Source organism: Clostridium sp. MF28 (assembly GCF_002969175.1).
Classification (GTDB): domain Bacteria; phylum Bacillota; class Clostridia; order Clostridiales; family Clostridiaceae; genus Clostridium; species Clostridium beijerinckii.
On the sequence record NZ_CP014331.1, the window covers coordinates 1 to 24,275 of the forward strand.

Annotated in this window: 12 protein-coding genes and 8 pseudogenes; all 20 read left to right on the forward strand. The window is 29.9% G+C overall.

The features are described from left to right. Positions 1 to 33 precede the first annotated feature (33 nt). The 20 genes and pseudogenes from tkt (AXY43_RS28700) to AXY43_RS27340 all read left to right on the forward strand — a co-directional run bounded on the left by tkt (AXY43_RS28700) (position 34) and on the right by AXY43_RS27340 (position 23,540). Positions 34 to 2,038 (forward strand): annotated as a pseudogene (gene tkt / locus AXY43_RS28700) (transketolase). Between the two features lie 326 nt (positions 2,039 to 2,364). Further along, positions 2,365 to 2,988, forward strand: coding sequence for a DUF4867 family protein (locus AXY43_RS00010; protein WP_012058604.1), 624 nt, complete (start codon positions 2,365 to 2,367; stop codon positions 2,986 to 2,988). Between the two features lie 293 nt (positions 2,989 to 3,281). Beyond that, positions 3,282 to 4,757: pseudogene (locus AXY43_RS00015) on the forward strand (L-fucose/L-arabinose isomerase family protein). A 657-nt stretch (positions 4,758 to 5,414) separates the two neighbouring features. Beyond that, positions 5,415 to 6,083, forward strand: a complete 669-nt coding sequence (locus AXY43_RS00020; protein ID WP_105410736.1) for a GntR family transcriptional regulator — start codon at positions 5,415 to 5,417, stop codon at positions 6,081 to 6,083. Positions 6,084 to 6,251: 168 nt separating this feature from the next. Beyond that, positions 6,252 to 7,038: pseudogene (locus AXY43_RS00025) on the forward strand (transporter substrate-binding domain-containing protein). Between the two features lie 480 nt (positions 7,039 to 7,518). Then, a pseudogene (locus AXY43_RS28705) lies at positions 7,519 to 8,294 on the forward strand (transporter substrate-binding domain-containing protein). Between the two features lie 15 nt (positions 8,295 to 8,309). Then, a pseudogene (locus AXY43_RS00035) lies at positions 8,310 to 8,970 on the forward strand (amino acid ABC transporter permease). Beyond that, a pseudogene (locus tag AXY43_RS00040) lies at positions 8,954 to 9,704 on the forward strand (amino acid ABC transporter ATP-binding protein). Before AXY43_RS00035 ends, AXY43_RS00040 begins: the two co-directional pseudogenes overlap by 17 nt. A gap of 149 nt (positions 9,705 to 9,853) precedes the next feature. Continuing rightward, a pseudogene (locus AXY43_RS28605) lies at positions 9,854 to 11,000 on the forward strand (ROK family transcriptional regulator). A 346-nt stretch (positions 11,001 to 11,346) separates the two neighbouring features. After that, entirely contained in the window at positions 11,347 to 11,994 is a 648-nt protein-coding gene (fsa, locus tag AXY43_RS00050; protein WP_012058602.1) for a fructose-6-phosphate aldolase, read from the forward strand. Positions 11,995 to 12,634: 640 nt separating this feature from the next. Next, positions 12,635 to 14,626 (forward strand): annotated as a pseudogene (gene tkt, locus AXY43_RS00055) (transketolase). 327 nt (positions 14,627 to 14,953) lie between these two features. Next, entirely contained in the window at positions 14,954 to 15,577 is a 624-nt protein-coding gene (locus AXY43_RS00060; RefSeq protein ID WP_012058604.1) for a DUF4867 family protein, read from the forward strand. A 293-nt stretch (positions 15,578 to 15,870) separates the two neighbouring features. After that, positions 15,871 to 17,343, forward strand: coding sequence for an L-fucose/L-arabinose isomerase family protein (locus AXY43_RS00065; RefSeq protein WP_012058605.1), 1,473 nt, complete (start codon positions 15,871 to 15,873; stop codon positions 17,341 to 17,343). Positions 17,344 to 17,999: 656 nt separating this feature from the next. Then, positions 18,000 to 18,668, forward strand: coding sequence for a GntR family transcriptional regulator (locus AXY43_RS00070; RefSeq protein ID WP_017213118.1), 669 nt, complete (start codon positions 18,000 to 18,002; stop codon positions 18,666 to 18,668). Positions 18,669 to 18,836: 168 nt separating this feature from the next. Further along, positions 18,837 to 19,622: a transporter substrate-binding domain-containing protein gene (locus AXY43_RS00075; RefSeq protein ID WP_012058607.1), complete on the forward strand. Its 786-nt coding sequence runs from the start codon at positions 18,837 to 18,839 to the stop codon at positions 19,620 to 19,622. Between the two features lie 479 nt (positions 19,623 to 20,101). Next, a complete protein-coding gene (locus AXY43_RS00080; RefSeq protein WP_105410737.1) occupies positions 20,102 to 20,884 on the forward strand; it encodes a transporter substrate-binding domain-containing protein in 783 nt (260 codons plus the stop codon). A 15-nt stretch (positions 20,885 to 20,899) separates the two neighbouring features. Continuing rightward, entirely contained in the window at positions 20,900 to 21,562 is a 663-nt protein-coding gene (locus tag AXY43_RS00085; protein ID WP_017213116.1) for an amino acid ABC transporter permease, read from the forward strand. Next, on the forward strand, positions 21,546 to 22,274 hold the full coding sequence (locus AXY43_RS00090) for an amino acid ABC transporter ATP-binding protein (RefSeq protein WP_012058608.1): 729 nt from the start codon (positions 21,546 to 21,548) through the stop codon (positions 22,272 to 22,274). Before AXY43_RS00085 ends, AXY43_RS00090 begins: the two co-directional genes overlap by 17 nt. A gap of 385 nt (positions 22,275 to 22,659) precedes the next feature. After that, positions 22,660 to 23,148: an asparaginase gene (locus tag AXY43_RS27335; protein WP_243099132.1), complete on the forward strand. Its 489-nt coding sequence runs from the start codon at positions 22,660 to 22,662 to the stop codon at positions 23,146 to 23,148. Continuing rightward, positions 23,097 to 23,540, forward strand: coding sequence for a hypothetical protein (locus AXY43_RS27340; RefSeq protein ID WP_243099133.1), 444 nt, complete (start codon positions 23,097 to 23,099; stop codon positions 23,538 to 23,540). Before AXY43_RS27335 ends, AXY43_RS27340 begins: the two co-directional genes overlap by 52 nt. Positions 23,541 to 24,275 lie beyond the last annotated feature (735 nt).

Genomic DNA, 24,275 nt, shown 5'->3' on the forward strand with positions numbered 1-24,275 from the left:
TAAAAAAAATATGTCTATGAAATGAGGATAAAGATGAGTAGAGAATTAGATAAATTATCTATTAACGCAATAAGAGTATTATCAGCAGATGCTATTGAAAAATCAAAATCAGGACATCCAGGGTTACCACTTGGGTCAGCTACAATGGCTTATACATTATGGGCAAAGATGAATCATAATGGAAAGAACCCTGAATGGGATAATAGAGATAGATTTGTATTATCAGCAGGACATGGTTCAATGCTTGAATATTCATTGCTACATTTATTTGGATATGGACTTACAGTTGAAGATATTAAAAAACTTTAGACAATTCGGAAGTTTAACACCAGGACATCCAGAGTTTGGTCATACAAAAGGTGTTGAAATAACAACAGGACCACTTGGACAAGGTATTTGTAATGCAGTAGGTTTTGCTATAGCAGAAGCACATCTTGCAGAAAAATTCAATAAACCAGATTATAGCGTAGTTGATCACTATACATATGCTATAGTTGGAGACGGATGCCTTATGGAAGGTATCTCAGGAGAAGCGTCATCTCTTGCTGGAACTTTAGGTCTTGGAAAATTAGTTGTATTATATGATTCAAATAATATTTCAATTGAAGGAAATACAGACATAGCATTTAGAGAAGATGTAGCTAAGAGATACGAAGCTTATGGATGGCAAGTACTAAATGTAGCAGATGGAAATGATATAGATACTATAGAAAAAGCAATAGAAGCAGCTAAAGCAGAAGCAACAAAACCATCTATTATAATAGTTAAAAAATCAAATTGGTTTTGGATGTCCAGCAAAACAAGGAAAAGCTTCAGCACATGGTGAATCCCTTTTAGGAGCAGACAATGGTAATTGCTCATGAAAGCAAAACTTAGGATTGGAAGACAGAACCTGCCATTCTACGTACCAGACGAAGTGTATACAATATGAATGAACACATAGCAAAAGGTGAAAAGAACTGAAGAAGCTTGGAATGAGTTGTTTAAAATCATATGCAAAAGCTTATCCAGAACTTGCAGCAGAATATAACTAAATGGAATGAGTGGAGAACTTGATAAAGAAGCTTTATTAAACAATGAAGAACTTTGGAAGCTTTGATAAAGAAATGGCTACAAGAGAATCTTCAGGAATAATGATAAATAGATTAGCTAAACTAATTCCAAACTTCATTGGAGGATCAGCAGATTTAGCTCCATCTAACAAAACTCATATGAACGATAGAGGAGATTTCTCAGCAGAAGATAGAAGCGGATCAAACCTTCACTTTGGTGTTAGAGAACATGCTATGGCAGCTATCGCTAACGGAATGTATGCTCATGGAGGACTTAAAGTATTCTGTGCAACATTCTTTGTATTCAGCGATTACATGAAGGGTGCTATGAGATTATCAGCTCTTATGAATCTTCCAGTAGCTTATGTATTAACACATGATAGTATTGGAGTAGGGGAAGATGGGCCAACTCATGAACCAATAGAACAATTAGCAGCTCTTAGAAGTATGCCAAATGACAGTATTTAGACCAGCAGACTTCAAAAGAAACTGCAGCAGCTTGGTATTATGCTGTAACTAATGGAACTACTCCAACATCATTAGTATTAACAAGACAAAAGTTACCACTATATGATGGATGTCCTAAGAGAGCATTAAAGGGTGGATATATCTTAAAAGATTCTAAGAAAGAAACTCCAGATGTACTTTTAATGGCATCAGGGTCAGAAGTAGAATTAATCTACAAAGCAGCAGCTGAATTAGAAGCTAAAGGTATAGATGCAAGAGTTATCAGTATGCCATCATTTGAATTATTTGATGCTCAAGACGAAAGCTATAAAGAATCAGTTATGCCAAATAAAGTTCGTGCAAGAGTTGCAGTAGAAGCATTAACAAGCTTTGGATGGCATAAATATGTAGGTCTTGATGGAGATGTTATATCTTTAGATACTTTTGGAGCATCAGGTAAAGCAGAAATCCTATTCGAGAAATTTGGATTCACTGTAGAAAATGTTGTTGAAAAGGCTATTAATGTAGCAAAGAAATAGAATTAAGTAATTAAATCTACGATATAGTAGAGAAAATTTAGCGATTATAGTAAAACTTTAGAAAAATAGATTTAAACCTTAAAATATTAATAAATATAGCGAAAAGATATAAAAAAAGATCTAGATTAAAAGTGTGTAAATTAATTAATCTATAAATATATTAAAACCAATTTATTCATTATTATAAAAGTTAAAATTATTAAAAGATATGTATAAAGATGTGTGAAAAGATTAGTGTGAAATAATGTAATTAAAATAATAAATCATTGGTTAGAAATATATTTATAGATTTTTAATAAATGTATATTTAAGAAAGGGAGATTAATATGATTATTAAAAATGTTAATGATAAAGAGTTTAAAAAGTATGGACAAGTACTAAAAAACTATGATTGCACAGAAATAATTGAAAAGATGAAAAGTACACCACTACCAGAAGATGTAATATATGAACCATCAATTAAGGAACTTGAAGAATTAGCTATAGCTAAAGAGTTACAAGATAGAGAATATGGAGAATTACCAATACAAATAGGATACTGTAATGGTAACAACTATATGTTAAATGCAGTAGAATATCATCGTTCATCTGAGATTAATATAGCAGCAACTGATCTTATATTACTTATAGGAAGTCAACAAGATATTGAAGACGATTACTCATATGATACATCTAAAATTGAAGCTTTCAAAGTTCCAGCTGGAACTGCAATTGAAGTATATGCAACTACTCTTCATTATGCACCTTGCAATGTAAATGAAGAAGGTTTTAGATGCGTTGTAGTTTTACCAAGGGATACAAATTTGCCTTTAGAAAATAAGGTTGAAAAAAGTGGAGAAGATGCGTTATTATTTGCTAGAAATAAATGGTTAATTGGTCACAAGGATACAGATTTAGGTGATCAAGGCGCATTTATAGGGTTAGTTGGAGAAAATATCTCAATAAAATAGATTATAAATAGAAATTAAAATCCATTAATTTGTTTTGAATCTAAGCAGACATATTGACTCTATGATTTAAATATGTTTGCTTATTATATATAAATCAGCAAAGAAATATAGCTGATATTTACTTGATAATAATAAATTTAAATAAACTATAAGAAGACTTAATAAGCATAAAAATTATTAAATAAACTATAAGAATAAACTATAAGAATAAACTATAAGAAATAAACTATAAGAAATAAGAAAGACATTATAAATTAAATGAAAAGATTAGAGTAAAATGGAGGAATTAGACAATGAATAATATACCACAAGTAAAATTAGGAATTGTTTGCAGTAAGCAGAGATTGTTTCCCAATGGAATTATCAGCAAATAGAAGAAAAGCAGTAGTAGAAGCTTTTTAATGGAGAAATTTTGAATGTCAAACAACTGTTGAAAATGAAAAGGATATGAGAAAAGCTTTAGCTGAAGTTAAAGAAGCTGGAGTAAACGCATTAGTTGTATATTTAGGAAACTTTGGTCCTGAAACTTCAGAAACTTTACTTGCTAAAGAATTTGATGGACCAGTTATGTTTGCAGCTGCTTCAGAAGAAAGTGGAGATAATTTAATAGGCGGACGTGGAGATGCATATTGCGGAATGTTAAATGCAAGCTACAATTTAGCTCTAAGAAACATTAAAGCATACATTCCAGAATATCCAGTAGGAACAGCTCCAGAAGTTGCAGGAATGATTTCTGAATTTGTACCAGTTGCTACTGCACTACTTGGATTAAAGAACTTAAAGATAATTTCTTTTGGTCCAAGACCTCAAGATTTCTTAGCTTGTAATGCACCAATTAAACAATTATACAATTTAGGTGTTGAAATAGAAGAAAACTCAGAACTAGATTTATTTGCTGCATTTAATGATCATAAAGATGATCCAAGAATTGCAGACGTTATAGCTAGCATGGAAAAAGAATTAGGTGAAGGAAATAAAATGCCTGGTATCTTACCTAAGCTTGCTCAATATGAAATTACATTATTAGACTGGATGGAAGAACATAAAGGTTCAAGAGAATACATTGTATTTGCAAATAAATGCTGGCCTTCATTCCAAACACAATTTGGATTTGTACCATGTTATGTAAACAGCCGTTTAACAGCTATGGGAATTCCAGTATCATGCGAAGTTGATATTTATGGTGCATTAAGTGAATACATTGGAACTTGCATAAGCCAAGATGTTGTAACATTACTTGATATAAACAATACAGTTCCAGCTGATATGTATGAATCAGAAGTTAAAGGGAAATTTAATTATTCATTAAATGATACATTTTATGGCATTCCACTGTGGTAATACAGCAGCTTGTAAATTAACACGTGGAACAATGAAAAACCAAATGATTATGGCAAGAGCTCTTGAACCAAATCAAGAACCAAATATAACTAGAGGAACACTTGAAGGAGACATAGTACCAGGAGATATTACATTCTTCAGATTACAAAGTAATGCAGATGCAGAACTTACAGCTTATGTAGCAGAAGGTGAAGTATTACCAGTTGCAACTCGTTCGTTTGGAGCTATAGGAGTATTTGCAATTCCTGAAATGGGAAGATTCTATCGTCACGTATTAGTAGAAGGCAGATATCCTCATCATGGAGCAGTTGCATTTGGACACTTTGGAAAAGCTGTTTACAACTTATTTAGATATTTAGGTGTTAAAGAAGTTGGATTCAATCAACCAAAAAGGTATGCTTTACAAAACTGAAAATCCATTTGCATAGTTTAAAATTTATAAATATCTAAATAATAACTTAGAATTATGCGATAGCTTACCGAAATCATAAATATTTTGGTTACGAAAAGCTATGAAAATGTCGCTGAAGGTTCTAAGCAGCAGGTTGTATCCACTTTAGCATGCTCCAACTTTCAGTTTGACAAGCTAAAATGGAACAACCTACAGCTAAGAACCTTTAACAGCTCATTTTCATATGTTTTCTCCACAAATATATTTATGATTTCTAGTGAGGATATTAACTTAAAGTTTTAGCAACTTTGTAAATATGTTCACCTAATGAATCTAATTCTTAAGTTTTTTATTTATAAAGATAAGTCATTAACATATAATTAATTCTGTTTATATAAAGATATAGGCTGAAAGCATAATATTTATGGCTTTCAGTCTTTATTTTATGTGTTTTTTTAGAAAGTGCATAAGGGGGAGAATCTAGATTTGTTTGTTATTAATTGTTAAATTCTCAATATATTAATAAGTTTTGTGATAAATATAAAAAAATATCAATAAAATATTGACAAATGGTAGTGATATAAAATATAATAAGACATAGATAAAGCAATGGAGCATTTATTTTATATAGGTGTTTTATTGCTTTTTTTTATTTATTATTGCTGATATATCAGTGGGATTTCAATGAATTTCAGTGAAAGGAGAGATAAATCTGTGTCAAGCTGAAAAATCGTATGCTAAAGAAATATATAAGCAAATTAAGTTAGATATTTTGAACCAAAGAATAAAGGATGGCGATTTTCTTACATTATCAGAATTGGCAGATAAGTACAATGTGAGTAAAACACCTGTAAGAGATGCGCTAGGAGCGTTAGAGATTCAAGGATATCTTAAATCTTTACCTAGAAAAGGTTATTTAGTAAAACCTATAACACAGAAAAATATAAGAGAATCTTTTCAAATGAGATTTATTTTTGAAAAAGTAGCTGTAAGTTTAGCAGTTAAGCTGGCTAGTGATTCGGAATTGCAAAATATAATGCAATTAGCTGCGAAATTTCCAGAAGTCTCGCAGGAAAATGAGATTGCACGGTTTAATGAGTTAAATGATATGTTTCATATGTCGATCATAAAGGCAACTCACAATTCTCTTTTAATTGAAATGTGTGAAGGAGTTATGGAAATTTTATCACGGATACTAATGACAGATAGCAAACATTTAGAGTTTGTGAATGAAAAAGAAGAACATATAAATATAGCAAGAGCACTGATTAATAGAGATAGTAAAAATGCAGAAAAGCTTATAACGGAGCATCTTCTACATTTAGAATCAAGAGTAAATACTAATGAAAGCATTATAGTATAAGAAGTAAAGTTTAGGGTAAGCTTTTATTTAGAAGGAGAGTTTTGCTTTTTGAATGTAAAAGTATGATAAGAACTTCTATATTACAAAGAATGTATAAAAATTTTAACTTATTATAAAATAAGAATTATTAATAAAATACTTTTTTTAATTAATTAAGGGGGAAAAAAAATGAACAAAAAATCGTTAGTAGGAATTGTACTAGCATCAGTTATGACAGTAGGTATAATGGCAGGTTGTGGGTCATCAAAAAATGATTCGGCAAAAAGTGGTGATGGAAACAAGAAATATGTAATTGCATGTGATGCTAAATATGCACCATTCTCTTTGAGGAAGATGGAAAATATAAAGGTATAGATGTAGAACTTTTAGATGCAATTGCAAAGGAAGAGAAATTTGAATATGATTTAAAGCCAATGGACTTTAATGGAATTATTCCTGGACTTACATCTAATCAATTAGATGGTGCTATTGCAGGAATGAGTATTACAGATGAAAGAAAACAATCTTTAGATTTCTCAGATGGATATTTTGTTTCAGGGCTATCATTAGTCGTTAATAAAGATAACGCTGATATAAAAGGTGTAGACGATATAAAAAGGTAAAAATGCATCACTTAAAAAAGGCACAGCAGGAGCAAAATTTGCTGAAGACAATGAATCAAAAATATGGATTAAAGCTAAACTATTTTGATGATTCTCCATCAATGTTCCAAGCTGTTGAAAATAAGAATTGCGATTTCTTATTAGAAGATTATCCTGTTATTGCATATAAAATTAAGGTTGATCCTGATTCAAAATTAAAAATTGCAGGAGATAAGCTAACAAATGTTGATTATGGATTTGCAGTTAAAAAAGGTGAGAATGCAGATTTATTAAAGAAATTCAATGAAGGTTTGAAAAAATTGAAAGAAAATGGGCAATATGATAAGATCGTTGATCAATATATTGCTAAATAAATAGTAGATAAAATATGAACTACTAATGATTAAAATAAGCTATGAGTTTATTTTAAATTAAAAAGCTATGAACTTAGGAGACGATGTTTCTAATTTATAGCTTTTTCCTATTAAAATTGAATTTGAAATTGAAATAAAAACTTAATTCATAAAAATAAGTATTAAATATCAAAAATGAAGGAGAATGCATCACTTGATTCATAATTATGAATACATAGCTTTTATAAAATCTTTGTTTTGAAACAGTAAATATTGCCTATAAACGCGCATATATATTAGATATAATTATTTTATTATATGGCTTGTTATATTTATACATATACTTAATGCATTGACAGTTTTTGAATTAAACTATATAATAAGTTTCATAATGAAGTAAAAAATCATTTGAAATTTATTGCGTGGAATTGTTTTTTCAGAGTGCAATAAATTAGATTTTTTAATTAAAATTAAATAAATATTGCAAAGGGGCAAGGAAAAATGAACAAAAGATCATTATTAAGTATTTTATTAGCATCAGTAATGTCTATAGGGCTAATGACTGGATGTGGTGCATCAAAGAGTGATACAGGATCAGGTGAAGGAAATAAAAAGTATGTTATTGCATGCGATTCAAAATTTGCACCATTCTCTTTCGAAGATAATGGGAAATATAAAGAATAGATGTAGAACTTTTAGATGCAATCTCAAAAGAAGAAAATTTTGAATATGAATTAAAACCAATGGATTTTAACGGAATAATTCCAGGGCTTACAGCTAATCAATTGGATGGAGCTATAGCAGCTATTACTATAACTGATGAAAGAAAACAAACATTAGATTTTTCAGATGGATATTTTGTATCAGGGTTATCAATAGTTACAAATAAGATAACACTTCAATTAATGGAGTCAATGATTAAATGGAAAAAGTGTTTCAATAAAAAAGGGAACAGCAGGAGCAAAATTTGCTGAAGATAATGAATCAAAATATGGATTAAGTGAATTATTTTGAAGATTCTCCATCAATGTTCCAAGCCGTTGAAAATGGAATACTGATTTCTTAATGGAGGATTACCCTGTTATTGCGTACAAAATCAAAGTGGATAATGGAGCAAAGTTAAAAATTGTTGAGATAAATTAGATGCTGTAAATTATGGATTTGCAGTTAAAAAGGTGAAAATCAAGATTTATTAAAGAAATTTAATGAAGGATTAAAGAAATTAAAAAGATAGTGGAAAGTATGACCAAATCGTTGGTCAATATATAGGAAAATAGTAAGGAGAATTAAAAATGGAGATTTTTCAATTACTAAAAGATAGTCTGCCTAGTTTATTAAGTGGGCTTTCAGTAACAATTGAAGTTGCAGTAATATCATTAATATTAGCAGTTATATTCGGGATAATTTTAGGAATATTTAGCATAAGTACTTCAAAAATTTTAAAAAGTATATCTACAATATATATCTACATTGTCCGTGGAACACCACTTATGGTTCAAGCTTTATTCTTATATTTTGGTGTTGGACAGGCATTTGGTATAAGATTTGACCCTATAGTTGCAGGTGTAATAACTCTTACAGTAAATGCAACAGCTTATATGGCTGAATATTTAGAGGAGGAATACAAGCTGTAGATAATGGTCAAATGGAAGCTGCAAGAAGTTTGGGACTTAATTACTCAAAGGCTATGAGAAAGGTAATTTTACCTCAAGCTGTTAAGATTATGATCCATCTATATTAAATCAATTTATTGTTACATTGAAGGATACATCAATATTGACAGTTATTAGTATAAGAGAACTTACATCGTCAGGAAAAATTATTATTGCGAGAAACTTTAAGGCACTTCAGATGTATGCAATTGTAGCTTGTATGTATTTTATAGTAATAACAGTATTGACTTTAATATCAAGTTATATAGAAAGGAAAATCAGCTATGGTAATAAGCGCTAAGAATCTTAAAAACGTTATGGACAATTAGAAGTTCTTAAAGATATATCAGTAAATGTTACAGAAGGTGAAGTTCTTTGCATTATAGGTCCTTCAGATCAGGAAAAGAGTACTTTCTTAAGATGTCTTAATGGTTTAGAAGAAATTCAAGCAGGTAGTATTACAATACTAGGCCAAGAGCTTGTAAATAATAAGGACATAAATAAATTAAGAGAAGAAATCGGAATGGTGTTTCAATCTTTTAATTTATTCCCACACCTAACAGTTCTTCAAAATATGTTATTAGCACCTTTAGAATTGAAGAAGATGAACAAAGCTGAAGCAACTGAAAAAGCTCTTTCATTATTGGACAAAGTTGGATTAAAAAGATAAAAAAGATGTTTATCCAGATACTTTATCTGGGGGACAAAAACAAAGGGTTGCCAATTGCCAGAGCCCTTGAAATGAATCCTAAGATAATGTTATTGAATGAACCAACTTCTGCACTAGATCCTGAAATGGTTGGTGAAGTGCTTAAGGTTATGAAAGATTTAGCTCAAGAAGGAATGACAATGGTTGTAGTAACTCATGAAATGAATTTTGCTAGAGATGTATCTGATAGAGTTATATTTATGGATCAAGGATATATAGTTGAAGAAGGTCCTCCAGAAGAAATATTCACTGCACCTACTAGCGATAGATGTAAAGAGTTCTTAGATAAAGTAATTAACAANAAATCAATCATCTTAGTTAAGTAATTGTATAATTAATTAAGGGTGTGTAGTAGTATCGAATTTTAGCAAAAAAATCATATAGTTTTTAAATACTTTAACAAAAATAATAATAGTGATATTATTTAAGAAAAAGCTACTATTACTGATAATAGTCGAGAGGAGTATTTTAAAGTTTGATAGAAGTAAATCACAGTAAAAATAAAAGAAACTAACAGAAAAAAGATAATAGCATTATTATTAAAGAAAAATGAGATCACCAAATTAGATATATCTAGAATATTAGATATAAGTATAACAACAGTTTCTACAAATATTACAGAATTGAAAAGCGAAGGTTTGTAGAAGATGTAAGATCGTTGGAATCTACAGGAGGAAGAAAAGCAATTGCTATTAATTGAATGAAAACTGTAGATATTCAATTGGAGTAGCACTAACACCGAATCATATAAAGATATCATTAGTAAATATAAAGAAAAAAGTTATTGAAAGTATGCGAGTTAGACATAATAGTGATGGAATAGAGAACATAATAAATTTACTTAATGAAAATATAGATTTGTTAATGAAGAAATATAATTTATGCTCTGCAAATTTATTAGGAATAGGATTTCATTACCTGGAACCGTAGATTTTAAAGAAGGCATAATAAAGTATTCATATTGTTAGGCGCCAAAGATTTTAATTTAAAGGAAAAGTTCGAATACTTAGACATTCCAGTATATGTAGATAATGAAGCAAATTTATCTGCTTACTACGAGTTTTTAAATAAAAGAGATATACTAAGAAATCTATTATATGTATCAATAACAGAAGGTTTAGGCCTTGGTATAATAATAAATGGAAAAATTTACAGAGGTGACAATAACTCATCAGGAGAATTAGGTCATACTAAGATAGCAATTGATGGAAAAAAATGTAAGTGTGGAGCTAGAGGCTGTTTAGAAGCATACACATCTATGAATTCTCTGATTGATAGTTATAATGAAGCTAATAGTTCAAATATTAGTGATATTGATGAATTTGAAGAAAGATATAATCAAAATGACAAAGATGCTCATGATGTATTAAAATGATTATTTAAAAACATTGTCTTTAGGTCTATCGAATTTGGTTATGATATTTGATCCTAGCAGCATAGTAATAGGTGGAGATATAAATAATTTACTTAATGATAAGATAGATATGCTAAAAAAAGAGGTTTATAAAGATAACTTATTTACAAATGAAAATAATTGCAGTATAAGTATTGCAAGTTTTAAAGAATCTTATCTACTAGGAGCTGCTATGATGCCTATAGAAGAATTCTTAGAAATTAAATAATGGAGTGGTGAAAGCTGCTCTATTAATTTAAAAACTTATTAAATAAATTTTTAAAATATATTTTTAAAGTTATGTAAGCATAGCTATATTAAGGGGGTCTTAATCTTTGATTGGAACTCCAGATTAAGACAAGCCTTTTATATAAAACTAAATATCTATTTATTTCATATTAGATTTATGTTCTTGATTTTTGATTGGAACTCCGAATTAAGAGCAAATTTCTTATGTGTTATTAAATAAATATTTACATAAAGGTGAGTCTTAAGTAAGAAATTAAAATTTCTTATTTGAGATAACCTTATATATTAAATGATTTTTAATTAAACAAAGAGGAGATGTTAATAAAATGAGATTTTTCTTAGACACAGCAAATGTGGAACACATTAAAGAAGCAAATGAAATGGGAGTAATATGTGGTGTAACAACAAATCCATCATTAATAGCAAAAGAAGGAAGAGACTTCAATGAAGTAATAAAAGAAATTACAGAAATAGTTGATGGACCAATAAGTGGAGAAGTTGTAAGTGAAGATGCTGAAGGAATGATAAAAGAAGGAAGAGAAATTGCAGCAATTCATAAGAATATGATAGTAAAGATTCCAATGACAGCTGAAGGTTTAAAGGCAACTAAAGTATTAGCTAGTGAAGGAATTAAAACAAATGTAACATTAATATTCTCAGCAACACAAGCATTACTTGCAGCAAATGCAGGAGCAACATATGTAAGCCCATTCCTTGGAAGAGTAGATGACATCTCAATGATAGGTATGGATTTAGTTAGAGATATAGCAGAAATATTTGCAGTACATGGAATAGAAACAGAAATAATAGCAGCAAGCGTAAGAAATCCAATTCATGTAATAGAAGCAGCAAAAGCAGGCGCAGATATATCAACAGTGCCTTATAGTTTAGTAATGCAAATGCTAAAACACCCATTAACAGATCAAGGATTAGAAAGATTTAAAGCAGACTGGGCAGCAGCATTTGGAAAATAGATTGCCGAAATAAGAAACATATTTTGGTTCCGGTTCCTAAGAAATTTGTTGAGTGCTTCTAAGATTATAAGTTGTGCCCAAATGCTTGGCCTCAAAGGTAACGCTCACAGAGAAAGTTCGAGAACCCAAATATAAATTTGGACTCTCACTTTTGAACAAGCACATTTGGAATAACTTATAATCAATAAGCACTACCAACACAATTTCTAATGAACACTCACAAAATATGTTATTATTTCTAGGCAGACATATTTCGAAAATAAGAGTAATTTAGAGATATGATGGCTAGATTCTGAAATTAGGAAAGGCATAAATGTTTATGGATAAATATTTTGATATAACGCTTTCGCAAAAGCATGACCATCATTTCTGTTTTATTATATTTAAAATGGTAAAAAATATATATTCTTAAGAATATAAGAATATAAGAATTAAGAATTTAAGAATATAGGAATTTAAGAATTTATAAATGAAAACATAAAACAAATTTCAAAAATGTGGTAAAATAGGAACCTTTTGAAAAGATAATGAAGGATAGCTAAGATTATTTCAGTTTGAAATGAATTCGAAGCGCAGCATGGAACTTAATTAGCACAACTAATAACTTATAAAAAAATATGTCTATGAAATGAGGATAAAGATGAGTAGAGAATTAGATAAATTATCTATTAACGCAATAAGAGTATTATCAGCAGATGCTATTGAAAAATCAAAATCAGGACATCCAGGTTACCACTTGGGTCAGCTACAATGGCTTATACATTATGGGCAAAGATGAATCATAATGGAAAGAACCCTGAATGGGATAATAGAGATAGATTTGTATTATCAGCAGGACATGGTTCAATGCTTGAATATTCATTGCTACATTTATTTGGATATGGACTTACAGTTGAAGATATTAAAAACTTTAGACAATTCGGAAGTTTAACACCAGGACATCCAGAGTTTGGTCATACAAAAGGTGTTGAAATAACAACAGGACCACTTGGACAAGGTATTTGTAATGCAGTAGGTTTTGCTATAGCAGAAGCACATCTTGCAGAAAAATTCAATAAACCAGATTATAGCGTAGTTGATCACTATACATATGCTATAGTTGGAGACGGATGCCTTATGGAAGGTATCTCAGGAGAAGCGTCATCTCTTGCTGGAACTTTAGGTCTTGGAAAATTAGTTGTATTATATGATTCAAATAATATTTCAATTGAAGGAAATACAGACATAGCATTTAGAGAAGATGTAGCTAAGAGATACGAAGCTTATGGATGGCAAGTACTAAATGTAGCAGATGGAAATGATATAGATACTATAGAAAAAGCAATAGAAGCAGCTAAAGCAGAAGCAACAAAACCATCTATTATAATAGTTAAAAATCAAAATTGGTTTTGGATGTCCAGCAAAACAAGGAAAAGCTTCAGCACATGGTGAACCTTTAGGAGCAGACAATGTAATTGCTATGAAGCAAAACTTAGGATGGAAGACAGAACCTGCATTCTACGTACCAGACGAAGTGTATACAAATATGAATGAACACATAGCAAAAGGTGAAAAGACTGAAGAAGCTTGGAATGAGTTGTTTAAATCATATGCAAAAGCTTATCCAGAACTTGCAGCAGAATATACTAAATGGATGAGTGGAGAACTTGATAAAGAAGCTTTATTAAACAATGAAGAACTTTGGAGCTTTGATAAAGAAATGGCTACAAGAGAATCTTCAGGAATAATGATAAATAGATTAGCTAAACTAATTCCAAACTTTATTGGAGGATCAGCAGATTTAGCTCCATCTAACAAAACTCATATGAACGATAGAGGAGATTTCTCAGCAGAAGATAGAAGTGGATCAAACCTTCACTTTGGAGTTAGAGAACATGCTATGGCAGCTATCGCTAACGGAATGTATGCTCATGGAGGACTTAAAGTATTCTGTGCAACATTCTTTGTATTCAGTGATTACATGAAGGGTGCTATGAGATTATCAGCTCTTATGAATCTTCCAGTAGCTTATGTATTAACACATGATAGTATTGGGTAGGGGAAGATGGACCAACTCATGAACCAATAGAACAATTAGCAGCTCTTAGAAGCATGCCAAATATGACAGTATTTAGACCAGCAGACTCAAAAGAAACTGCAGCAGCATGGTATTATGCAGTAACTAATGGAACTACTCCAACATCACTAGTATTAACAAGACAAAAGTTACCACTATATGATGGATGTCCTAAGAGAGCATTAAAGGGTGGATATATCTTAAAAGATTCTAAGAAAGAAACTCCAGATGTACTTTTAATGGCATCAGGATCAGAAGTAGAATTAATCTACAAAGCAGCAGCTGAATTAGAAGCTAAAGGAATAGATGCAAGAGTTATAAGTATGCCATCATTTGAATTATTTGATGCTCAAGACGAAAGCTATAAAGAATCAGTTATGCCAAATAAAGTTCGTGCTAGAGTTGCAGTAGAAGCATTAACAAGCTTTTGGATGGCACAAATATGTAGGTCTTGATGGAGATGTTATATCTTTAGATACTTTTGGAGCATCAGGTAAAGCAGAAATCCTATTCGAGAAATTTGGATTCACTGTAGAAAATGTTGTTGAAAAGGCTATTAATGTAGCAAAGAAATAGAAGTTACAGTAATTAAATCTACGATATAGTAGAGAAAATTTAGCGATTATAGTAAAACTTTAGAAAAATAGATTTAACCTTAAAATATTAATAAATATAGCGAAAAGATATAAAAAAAGATCTAGATTAAAAGTGTGTAAATTAATTAATCTATAAATATATTAAAACCAATTTATTCATTATTATAAAAGTTAAAATTATTAAAAGATATGTATAAAGATGTGTGAAAAGATTAGTGTGAAATAATGTAATTAAAATAATAAATCATTGGTTAGAAATATATTTATAGATTTTTAATAAATGTATATTTAAGAAAGGGAGATTAATATGATTATTAAAAATGTTAATGATAAAGAGTTTAAAAAGTATGGACAAGTACTAAAAAACTATGATTGCACAGAAATAATTGAAAAGATGAAAAGTACACCACTACCAGAAGATGTAATATATGAACCATCAATTAAGGAACTTGAAGAATTAGCTATAGCTAAAGAGTTACAAGATAGAGAATATGGAGAATTACCAATACAAATAGGATACTGTAATGGTAACAACTATATGTTAAATGCAGTAGAATATCATCGTTCATCTGAGATTAATATAGCAGCAACTGATCTTATATTACTTATAGGAAGTCAACAAGATATTGAAGACGATTACTCATATGATACATCTAAAATTGAAGCTTTCAAAGTTCCAGCTGGAACTGCAATTGAAGTATATGCAACTACTCTTCATTATGCACCTTGCAATGTAAATGAAGAAGGTTTTAGATGCGTTGTAGTTTTACCAAGGGATACAAATTTGCCTTTAGAAAATAAGGTTGAAAAAAGTGGAGAAGATGCGTTATTATTTGCTAGAAATAAATGGTTAATTGGTCACAAGGATACAGATTTAGGTGATCAAGGCGCATTTATAGGGTTAGTTGGAGAAAATATCTCAATAAAATAGATTATAAATAGAAATTAAAATCCATTAATTTGTTTTGAATCTAAGCAGACATATTGACTCTATGATTTAAATATGTTTGCTTATTATATATAAATCAGCAAAGAAATATAGCTGATATTTACTTGATAATAATAAATTTAAATAAACTATAAGAAGACTTAATAAGCATAAAAATTATTAAATAAACTATAAGAATAAACTATAAGAATAAACTATAAGAAATAAACTATAAGAAATAAGAAAGACATTATAAATTAAATGAAAAGATTAGAGTAAAATGGAGGAATTAGACAATGAATAATATACCACAAGTAAAATTAGGAATTGTTGCAGTAAGCAGAGATTGTTTCCCAATGGAATTATCAGCAAATAGAAGAAAAGCAGTAGTAGAAGCTTTTAATGGAGAAATTTTTGAATGTCAAACAACTGTTGAAAATGAAAAGGATATGAGAAAAGCTTTAGCTGAAGTTAAAGAAGCTGGAGTAAACGCATTAGTTGTATATTTAGGAAACTTTGGTCCTGAAACTTCAGAAACTTTACTTGCTAAAGAATTTGATGGACCAGTTATGTTTGCAGCTGCTTCAGAAGAAAGTGGAGATAATTTAATAGGCGGACGTGGAGATGCATATTGCGGAATGTTAAATGCAAGCTACAATTTAGCTCTAAGAAACATTAAAGCATACATTCCAGAATATCCAGTAGGAACAGCTCCAGAAGTTGCAGGAATGATTTCTGAATTTGTACCAGTTGCTACTGCACTACTTGGATTAAAGAACTTAAAGATAATTTCTTTTGGTCCAAGACCTCAAGATTTCTTAGCTTGTAATGCACCAATTAAACAATTATACAATTTAGGTGTTGAAATAGAAGAAAACTCAGAACTAGATTTATTTGCTGCATTTAATGATCATAAAGATGATCCAAGAATTGCAGACGTTATAGCTAGCATGGAAAAAGAATTAGGTGAAGGAAATAAAATGCCTGGTATCTTACCTAAGCTTGCTCAATATGAAATTACATTATTAGACTGGATGGAAGAACATAAAGGTTCAAGAGAATACATTGTATTTGCAAATAAATGCTGGCCTTCATTCCAAACACAATTTGGATTTGTACCATGTTATGTAAACAGCCGTTTAACAGCTATGGGAATTCCAGTATCATGCGAAGTTGATATTTATGGTGCATTAAGTGAATACATTGGAACTTGCATAAGCCAAGATGTTGTAACATTACTTGATATAAACAATACAGTTCCAGCTGATATGTATGAATCAGAAGTTAAAGGGAAATTTAATTATTCATTAAATGATACATTTATGGCATTCCACTGTGGTAATACAGCAGCTTGTAAATTAACACGTGGAACAATGAAAAACCAAATGATTATGGCAAGAGCTCTTGAACCAAATCAAGAACCAAATATAACTAGAGGAACACTTGAAGGAGACATAGTACCAGGAGATATTACATTCTTCAGATTACAAAGTAATGCAGATGCAGAACTTACAGCTTATGTAGCAGAAGGTGAAGTATTACCAGTTGCAACTCGTTCGTTTGGAGCTATAGGAGTATTTGCAATTCCTGAAATGGGAAGATTCTATCGTCACGTATTAGTAGAAGGCAGATATCCTCATCATGGAGCAGTTGCATTTGGACACTTTGGAAAAGCTGTTTACAACTTATTTAGATATTTAGGTGTTAAAGAAGTTGGATTCAATCAACCAAAAGGTATGCTTTACAAAACTGAAAATCCATTTGCATAGTTTAAAATTTATAAATATCTAAATAATAACTTAGAATTATGCGATAGCTTACCGAAATCATAAATATTTTGGTTACGAAAAGCTATGAAAATGTCGCTGAAGGTTCTAAGCAGCAGGTTGTATCCACTTTAGCATGCTCCAACTTTCAGTTTGACAAGCTAAAATGGAACAACCTACAGCTAAGAACCTTTAACAGCTCATTTTCATATGTTTTCTCCACAAATATATTTATGATTTCTAGTGAGGATATTAACTTAAAGTTTTAGCAACTTTGTAAATATGTTCACCTAATGAATCTAATTCTTAAGTTTTTTATTTATAAAGATAAGTCATTAACATATAATTAATTCTGTTTATATAAAGATATAGGCTGAAAGCATAATATTTATGGCTTTCAGTCTTTATTTTATGTGTTTTTTAGAAAGTGCATAAGGGGGAGAATCTAGATTTGTTTGTTATTAATTGTTAAATTCTCAATATATTAATAAGTTTTGTGATAAATATAAAAAAATATCAATAAAATATTGACAAATGGTAGTGATATAAAATATAATAAGACATAGATAAAGCAATGGAGCATTTATTTTATATAGGTGTTTTATTGCTTTTTTTTATTTATTATTGCTGATATATCAGTGGGATTTCAATGAATTTCAGTGAAAGGAGAGATAAATCTGTGTCAAGCTGAAAAATCGTATGCTAAAGAAATATATAAGCAAATTAAGTTAGATATTTTGAACCAAAGAATAAAGGATGGCGATTTTCTTACATTATCAGAATTGGCAGATAAGTACAATGTGAGTAAAACACCTGTAAGAGATGCGCTAGGAGCGTTAGAGATTCAAGGATATCTTAAATCTTTACCTAGAAAAGGTTATTTAGTAAAACCTATAACACAGAAAAATATAAGAGAATCTTTTCAAATGAGATTTATTTTTGAAAAAGTAGCTGTAAGTTTAGCAGTTAAGCTGGCTAGTGATTCGGAATTGCAAAATATAATGCAATTAGCTGCGAAATTTCCAGAAGTCTCGCAGGAAAATGAGATTGCACGGTTTAATGAGTTAAATGATATGTTTCATATGTCGATCATAAAGGCAACTCACAATTCTCTTTTAATTGAAATGTGTGAAGGAGTTATGGAAAATTTATCACGGATACTAATGACAGATAGCAAACATTTAGAGTTTGTGAATGAAAAAGAAGAACATATAAATATAGCAAGAGCACTGATTAATAGAGATAGTAAAAATGCAGAAAAGCTTATAACGGAGCATCTTCTACATTTAGAATCAAGAGTAAATACTAATGAAAGCATTATAGTATAAGAAGTAAAGTTTAGGGTAAGCTTTTATTTAGAAGGAGAGTTTTGCTTTTTGAATGTAAAAGTATGATAAGAACTTCTATATTTACAAAGAATGTATAAAAATTTTAACTTATTATAAAATAAGAATTATTAATAAAATACTTTTTTAATTAATTAAGGGGGAAAAAAAATGAACAAAAAATCGTTAGTAGGAATTGTACTAGCATCAGTTATGACAGTAGGTATAATGGCAGGTTGTGGGTCATCAAAAAATGATTCGGCAAAAAGTGGTGATGGAAACAAGAAATATGTAATTGCATGTGATGCTAAATATGCACCATTCTCTTTTGAGGAAGATGGAAAATATAAAGGTATAGATGTAGAACTTTTAGATGCAATTGCAAAGGAAGAGAAATTTGAATATGATTTAAAGCCAATGGACTTTAATGGAATTATTCCTGGACTTACATCTAATCAATTAGATGGTGCTATTGCAGGAATGAGTATTACAGATGAAAGAAAACAATCTTTAGATTTCTCAGATGGATATTTTGTTTCAGGGCTATCATTAGTCGTTAATAAAGATAACGCTGATATAAAAGGTGTAGACGATATAAAAGGTAAAAATGCATCACTTAAAAAAGGCACAGCAGGAGCAAAATTTGCTGAAGACAATGAATCAAAATATGGATTAAAGCTAAACTATTTTGATGATTCTCCATCAATGTTCCAAGCTGTTGAAAATAAGAATTGCGATTTCTTATTAGAAGATTATCCTGTTATTGCATATAAAATTAAGGTTGATCCTGATTCAAAATTAAAAATTGCAGGAGATAAGCTAACAAATGTTGATTATGGATTTGCAGTTAAAAAAGGTGAGAATGCAGATTTATTAAAGAAATTCAATGAAGGTTTGAAAAAATTGAAAGAAAATGGGCAATATGATAAGATCGTTGATCAATATATTGCTAAATAAATAGTAGATAAAATATGAACTACTAATGATTAAAATAAGCTATGAGTTTATTTTAAATTAAAAAGCTATGAACTTAGGAGACGATGTTTCTAATTTATAGCTTTTTCCTATTAAAATTGAATTTGAAATTGAAATAAAAACTTAATTCATAAAATAAGTATTAAATATCAAAAATGAAGGAGAATGCATCACTTGATTCATAATTATGAATACATAGCTTTTATAAAATCTTTGTTTTGAAACAGTAAATATTGCCTATAAACGCGCATATATATTAGATATAATTATTTTATTATATGGCTTGTTATATTTATACATATACTTAATGCATTGACAGTTTTTGAATTAAACTATATAATAAGTTTCATAATGAAGTAAAAAATCATTTGAAATTTATTGCGTGGAATTGTTTTTTCAGAGTGCAATAAATTAGATTTTTTAATTAAAATTAAATAAATATTGCAAAGGGGCAAGGAAAAATGAACAAAAGATCATTATTAAGTATTTTATTAGCATCAGTAATGTCTATAGGGCTAATGACTGGATGTGGTGCATCAAAGAGTGATACAGGATCAGGTGAAGGAAATAAAAAGTATGTTATTGCATGCGATTCAAAATTTGCACCATTCTCTTTCGAAGATAATGGGAAATATAAAGGAATAGATGTAGAACTTTTAGATGCAATCTCAAAAGAAGAAAATTTTGAATATGAATTAAAACCAATGGATTTTAACGGAATAATTCCAGGGCTTACAGCTAATCAATTGGATGGAGCTATAGCAGCTATTACTATAACTGATGAAAGAAAACAAACATTAGATTTTTCAGATGGATATTTTGTATCAGGGTTATCAATAGTTACGAATAATGATAACACTTCAATTAATGGAGTCAACGATCTAAATGGAAAAAGTGTTTCAATAAAAAAAGGGACTGCAGGAGCAAAATTTGCTGAAGATAACGAATCAAAATATGGATTGAATTTAAGTTATTTTGAAGATTCTCCATCAATGTTCCAAGCCGTTGAAAATGGGAATACTGATTTCTTAATGGAGGATTACCCTGTTATTGCGTACAAAATCAAAGTGGATAATGGAGCAAAGTTAAAAATTGTTGGAGATAAATTAGATGCTGTAAATTATGGATTTGCAGTTAAAAAAGGTGAAAATCAAGATTTATTAAAGAAATTTAATGAAGGATTAAAGAAATTAAAAGATAGTGGAAAGTATGACCAAATCGTTGGTCAATATATAGGAAAATAGTAAGGAGAATTAAAAATGGAGATTTTTCAATTACTAAAAGATAGTCTGCCTAGTTTATTAAGTGGGCTTTCAGTAACAATTGAAGTTGCAGTAATATCATTAATATTAGCAGTTATATTCGGGATAATTTTAGGAATATTTAGCATAAGTACTTCAAAAATTTTAAAAGGTATATCTACAATATATATCTACATTGTCCGTGGAACACCACTTATGGTTCAAGCTTTATTCTTATATTTTGGTGTTGGACAGGCATTTGGTATAAGATTTGACCCTATAGTTGCAGGTGTAATAACTCTTACAGTAAATGCAACAGCTTATATGGCTGAGATATTTAGAGGAGGAATACAAGCTGTAGATAATGGTCAAATGGAAGCTGCAAGAAGTTTGGGACTTAATTACTCAAAGGCTATGAGAAAGGTAATTTTACCTCAAGCTGTTAAGATTATGATTCCATCTATATTAAATCAATTTATTGTTACATTGAAGGATACATCAATATTGACAGTTATTAGTATAAGAGAACTTACATCGTCAGGACAAATTATTATTGCGAGAAACTTTAAGGCACTTCAGATGTATGCAATTGTAGCTTGTATGTATTTTATAGTAATAACAGTATTGACTTTAATATCAAGTTATATAGAAAGGAAAATCAGCTATGGTAATAAGCGCTAAGAATCTTAAAAAACGTTATGGACAATTAGAAGTTCTTAAAGATATATCAGTAAATGTTACAGAAGGTGAAGTTCTTTGCATTATAGGTCCTTCAGGATCAGGAAAGAGTACTTTCTTAAGATGTCTTAATGGTTTAGAAGAAATTCAAGCAGGTAGTATTACAATACTAGGCCAAGAGCTTGTAAATAATAAGGACATAAATAAATTAAGAGAAGAAATCGGAATGGTGTTTCAATCTTTTAATTTATTCCCACACCTAACAGTTCTTCAAAATATGTTATTAGCACCTTTAGAATTGAAGAAGATGAACAAAGCTGAAGCAACTGAAAAAGCTCTTTCATTATTGGACAAAGTTGGATTAAAAGATAAAAAAGATGTTTATCCAGATACTTTATCTGGGGGACAAAAACAAAGGGTTGCAATTGCCAGAGCCCTTGAAATGAATCCTAAGATAATGTTATTTGATGAACCAACTTCTGCACTAGATCCTGAAATGGTTGGTGAAGTGCTTAAGGTTATGAAAGATTTAGCTCAAGAAGGAATGACAATGGTTGTAGTAACTCATGAAATGAATTTTGCTAGAGATGTATCTGATAGAGTTATATTTATGGATCAAGGATATATAGTTGAAGAAGGTCCTCCAGAAGAAATATTCACTGCACCTACTAGCGATAGATGTAAAGAGTTCTTAGATAAAGTAATTAACAATTAAAATTTATTATATGAGAAATAAAGAGCATTGTTTCAATTTCAATATTTAATGACATTGAGAAACAATGTTCTTTTTATATATTTTTCATGGTTTTTTACTTGATTTATTTATTAATATGCTATAATTTATATTTATTAGGTATTATAAGTAGAATAATAAATCTATACACTAACTCGTTAAAATATATAAAGAAGTACATTATATTTTCGATTTATTGTTTTAGAAAATATAGCACATAGAAATTGGGGAGGATAAAAATGATACAAATTAATCCGAAAAATTCTGAATTAAAAAATATAATAATTCTAGCTACTGGGGGAACTATAGCTGGTACGGAGAAGAGGGGAAGACTACTAATTATACAGCAGGTAACATAGATATAGAAGTGCTAGTTAGTAGTGTCAGAAATCTTGATAAAATAGCTAATATATATGGTGAGCAGATTGCTAATGTTGATAGTAATGATATAACTATGAATCATTGGTTAACTCTTGCTAATAGAATAAATGAACTTTCAAAGCAAGACGATGTGGATGGTTTTGTAATAACACATGGTACTGATACATTAGAAGAGACAGCATACTTTTTAGATTTAACAGTTAAAACAGATAAACCAGTCGTATTGACAGGAGCAATGAGACCGTCAACAGCAACGAGTGCAGATGGACCTTTAAATTTATATCAGTCAGTAGCATTAGCTGCTAGCGATTTATCAAGAGGGCATGGAGCGATGGTTGTTTTTTCAGATGGAATTTATAGCGGGAGAAATGTCCAAAAAATCAATACCTTTAAAACAAATGCCTTTAACTCAATTGAATTTGGATGTCTTGGTTATATGAGGACAATATACCATTCTTTTTTAATAAGTCAATAAAACCACATACAATTTATTCACAATTCGATGTTACAGGCTTAACTGAGCTGCCTAAGGTTTCTATCGCATATTTCCATATTGACGCTGATCCTTCAATTATTAATTATTTTGCTCAAAACTCTGAAGGAATTGTAATAGCGGGTGCGGGAAGTGGTACTTTCAGCTCAAATTGGTTGGGAGAAATCAGGAATCTTGAAACAAAGGGCATTCCAGTTGTTAGATCTTCAAGAATAGGAAATGGTATAATATTAACAGATTCAACTATAGATAAATACTCAAATTGTATTCCTAGTTATACATTATCACCTCCAAAATCTAGGATATTACTTACACTGGCACTTACTAAGACTAAAGACTACTCTGAAATAAAAAGAATATTTGCAGAGTATTAATTCAAATATTATAAAAATTTCAACTAAATGTAGTTTGGTATAAAATGTTTCATAGATCTCATACTAATTGAAAATGTTATATTTAAGGTAAAGATAGTTTATAAAAATACTATCTTTACCTTTTATTTATAGATAAGCCAACTATAATCTATGCTTATGCGTATAACTCGCCGAAATGAATAATATACTTTTGTTCCAGTTTCTAGGTTATTTTGATGGGTAATTCTAAGACTATAAAGTTGCACCCAAAGTGCTAGCTCAAAGACAAGCGTCAAGAAAGTTTGCTTAAATGTAAATAGCATCATTTTGAACTACGCATTTGAATAGTTCAAAGGAAACTCGACTCACTTCGTTCACTGAGTAATTTCAATTGACCAAATCATAGATTTGGAATTTCAATTAAGAATTACATCCATCATAATTACCAATGAAACATTCCACAAAAGTATATCACCCATTTCTAGTTGGAATAGATTGCATAGTCTAGGTTATAGTTTATGATTGTGTTATCTATATAGATGAACAATTTAAGAATTAGGCTTATACTTTGCAATGAATTACCATACTAGAAAGTAGAAACATATTTTATGAAGCAGCATTGAAAATGAGCTGTTAAAAGCTCTTAATTGCAGGTTGTTCAACTAATGCTTGTCACAATGAAATTGGGAGCAAGCATTAGTGGTGCAACCTGCAATTTAGCACTTTCAGCGAAATTTTCATAGTCCTGTGAAATAA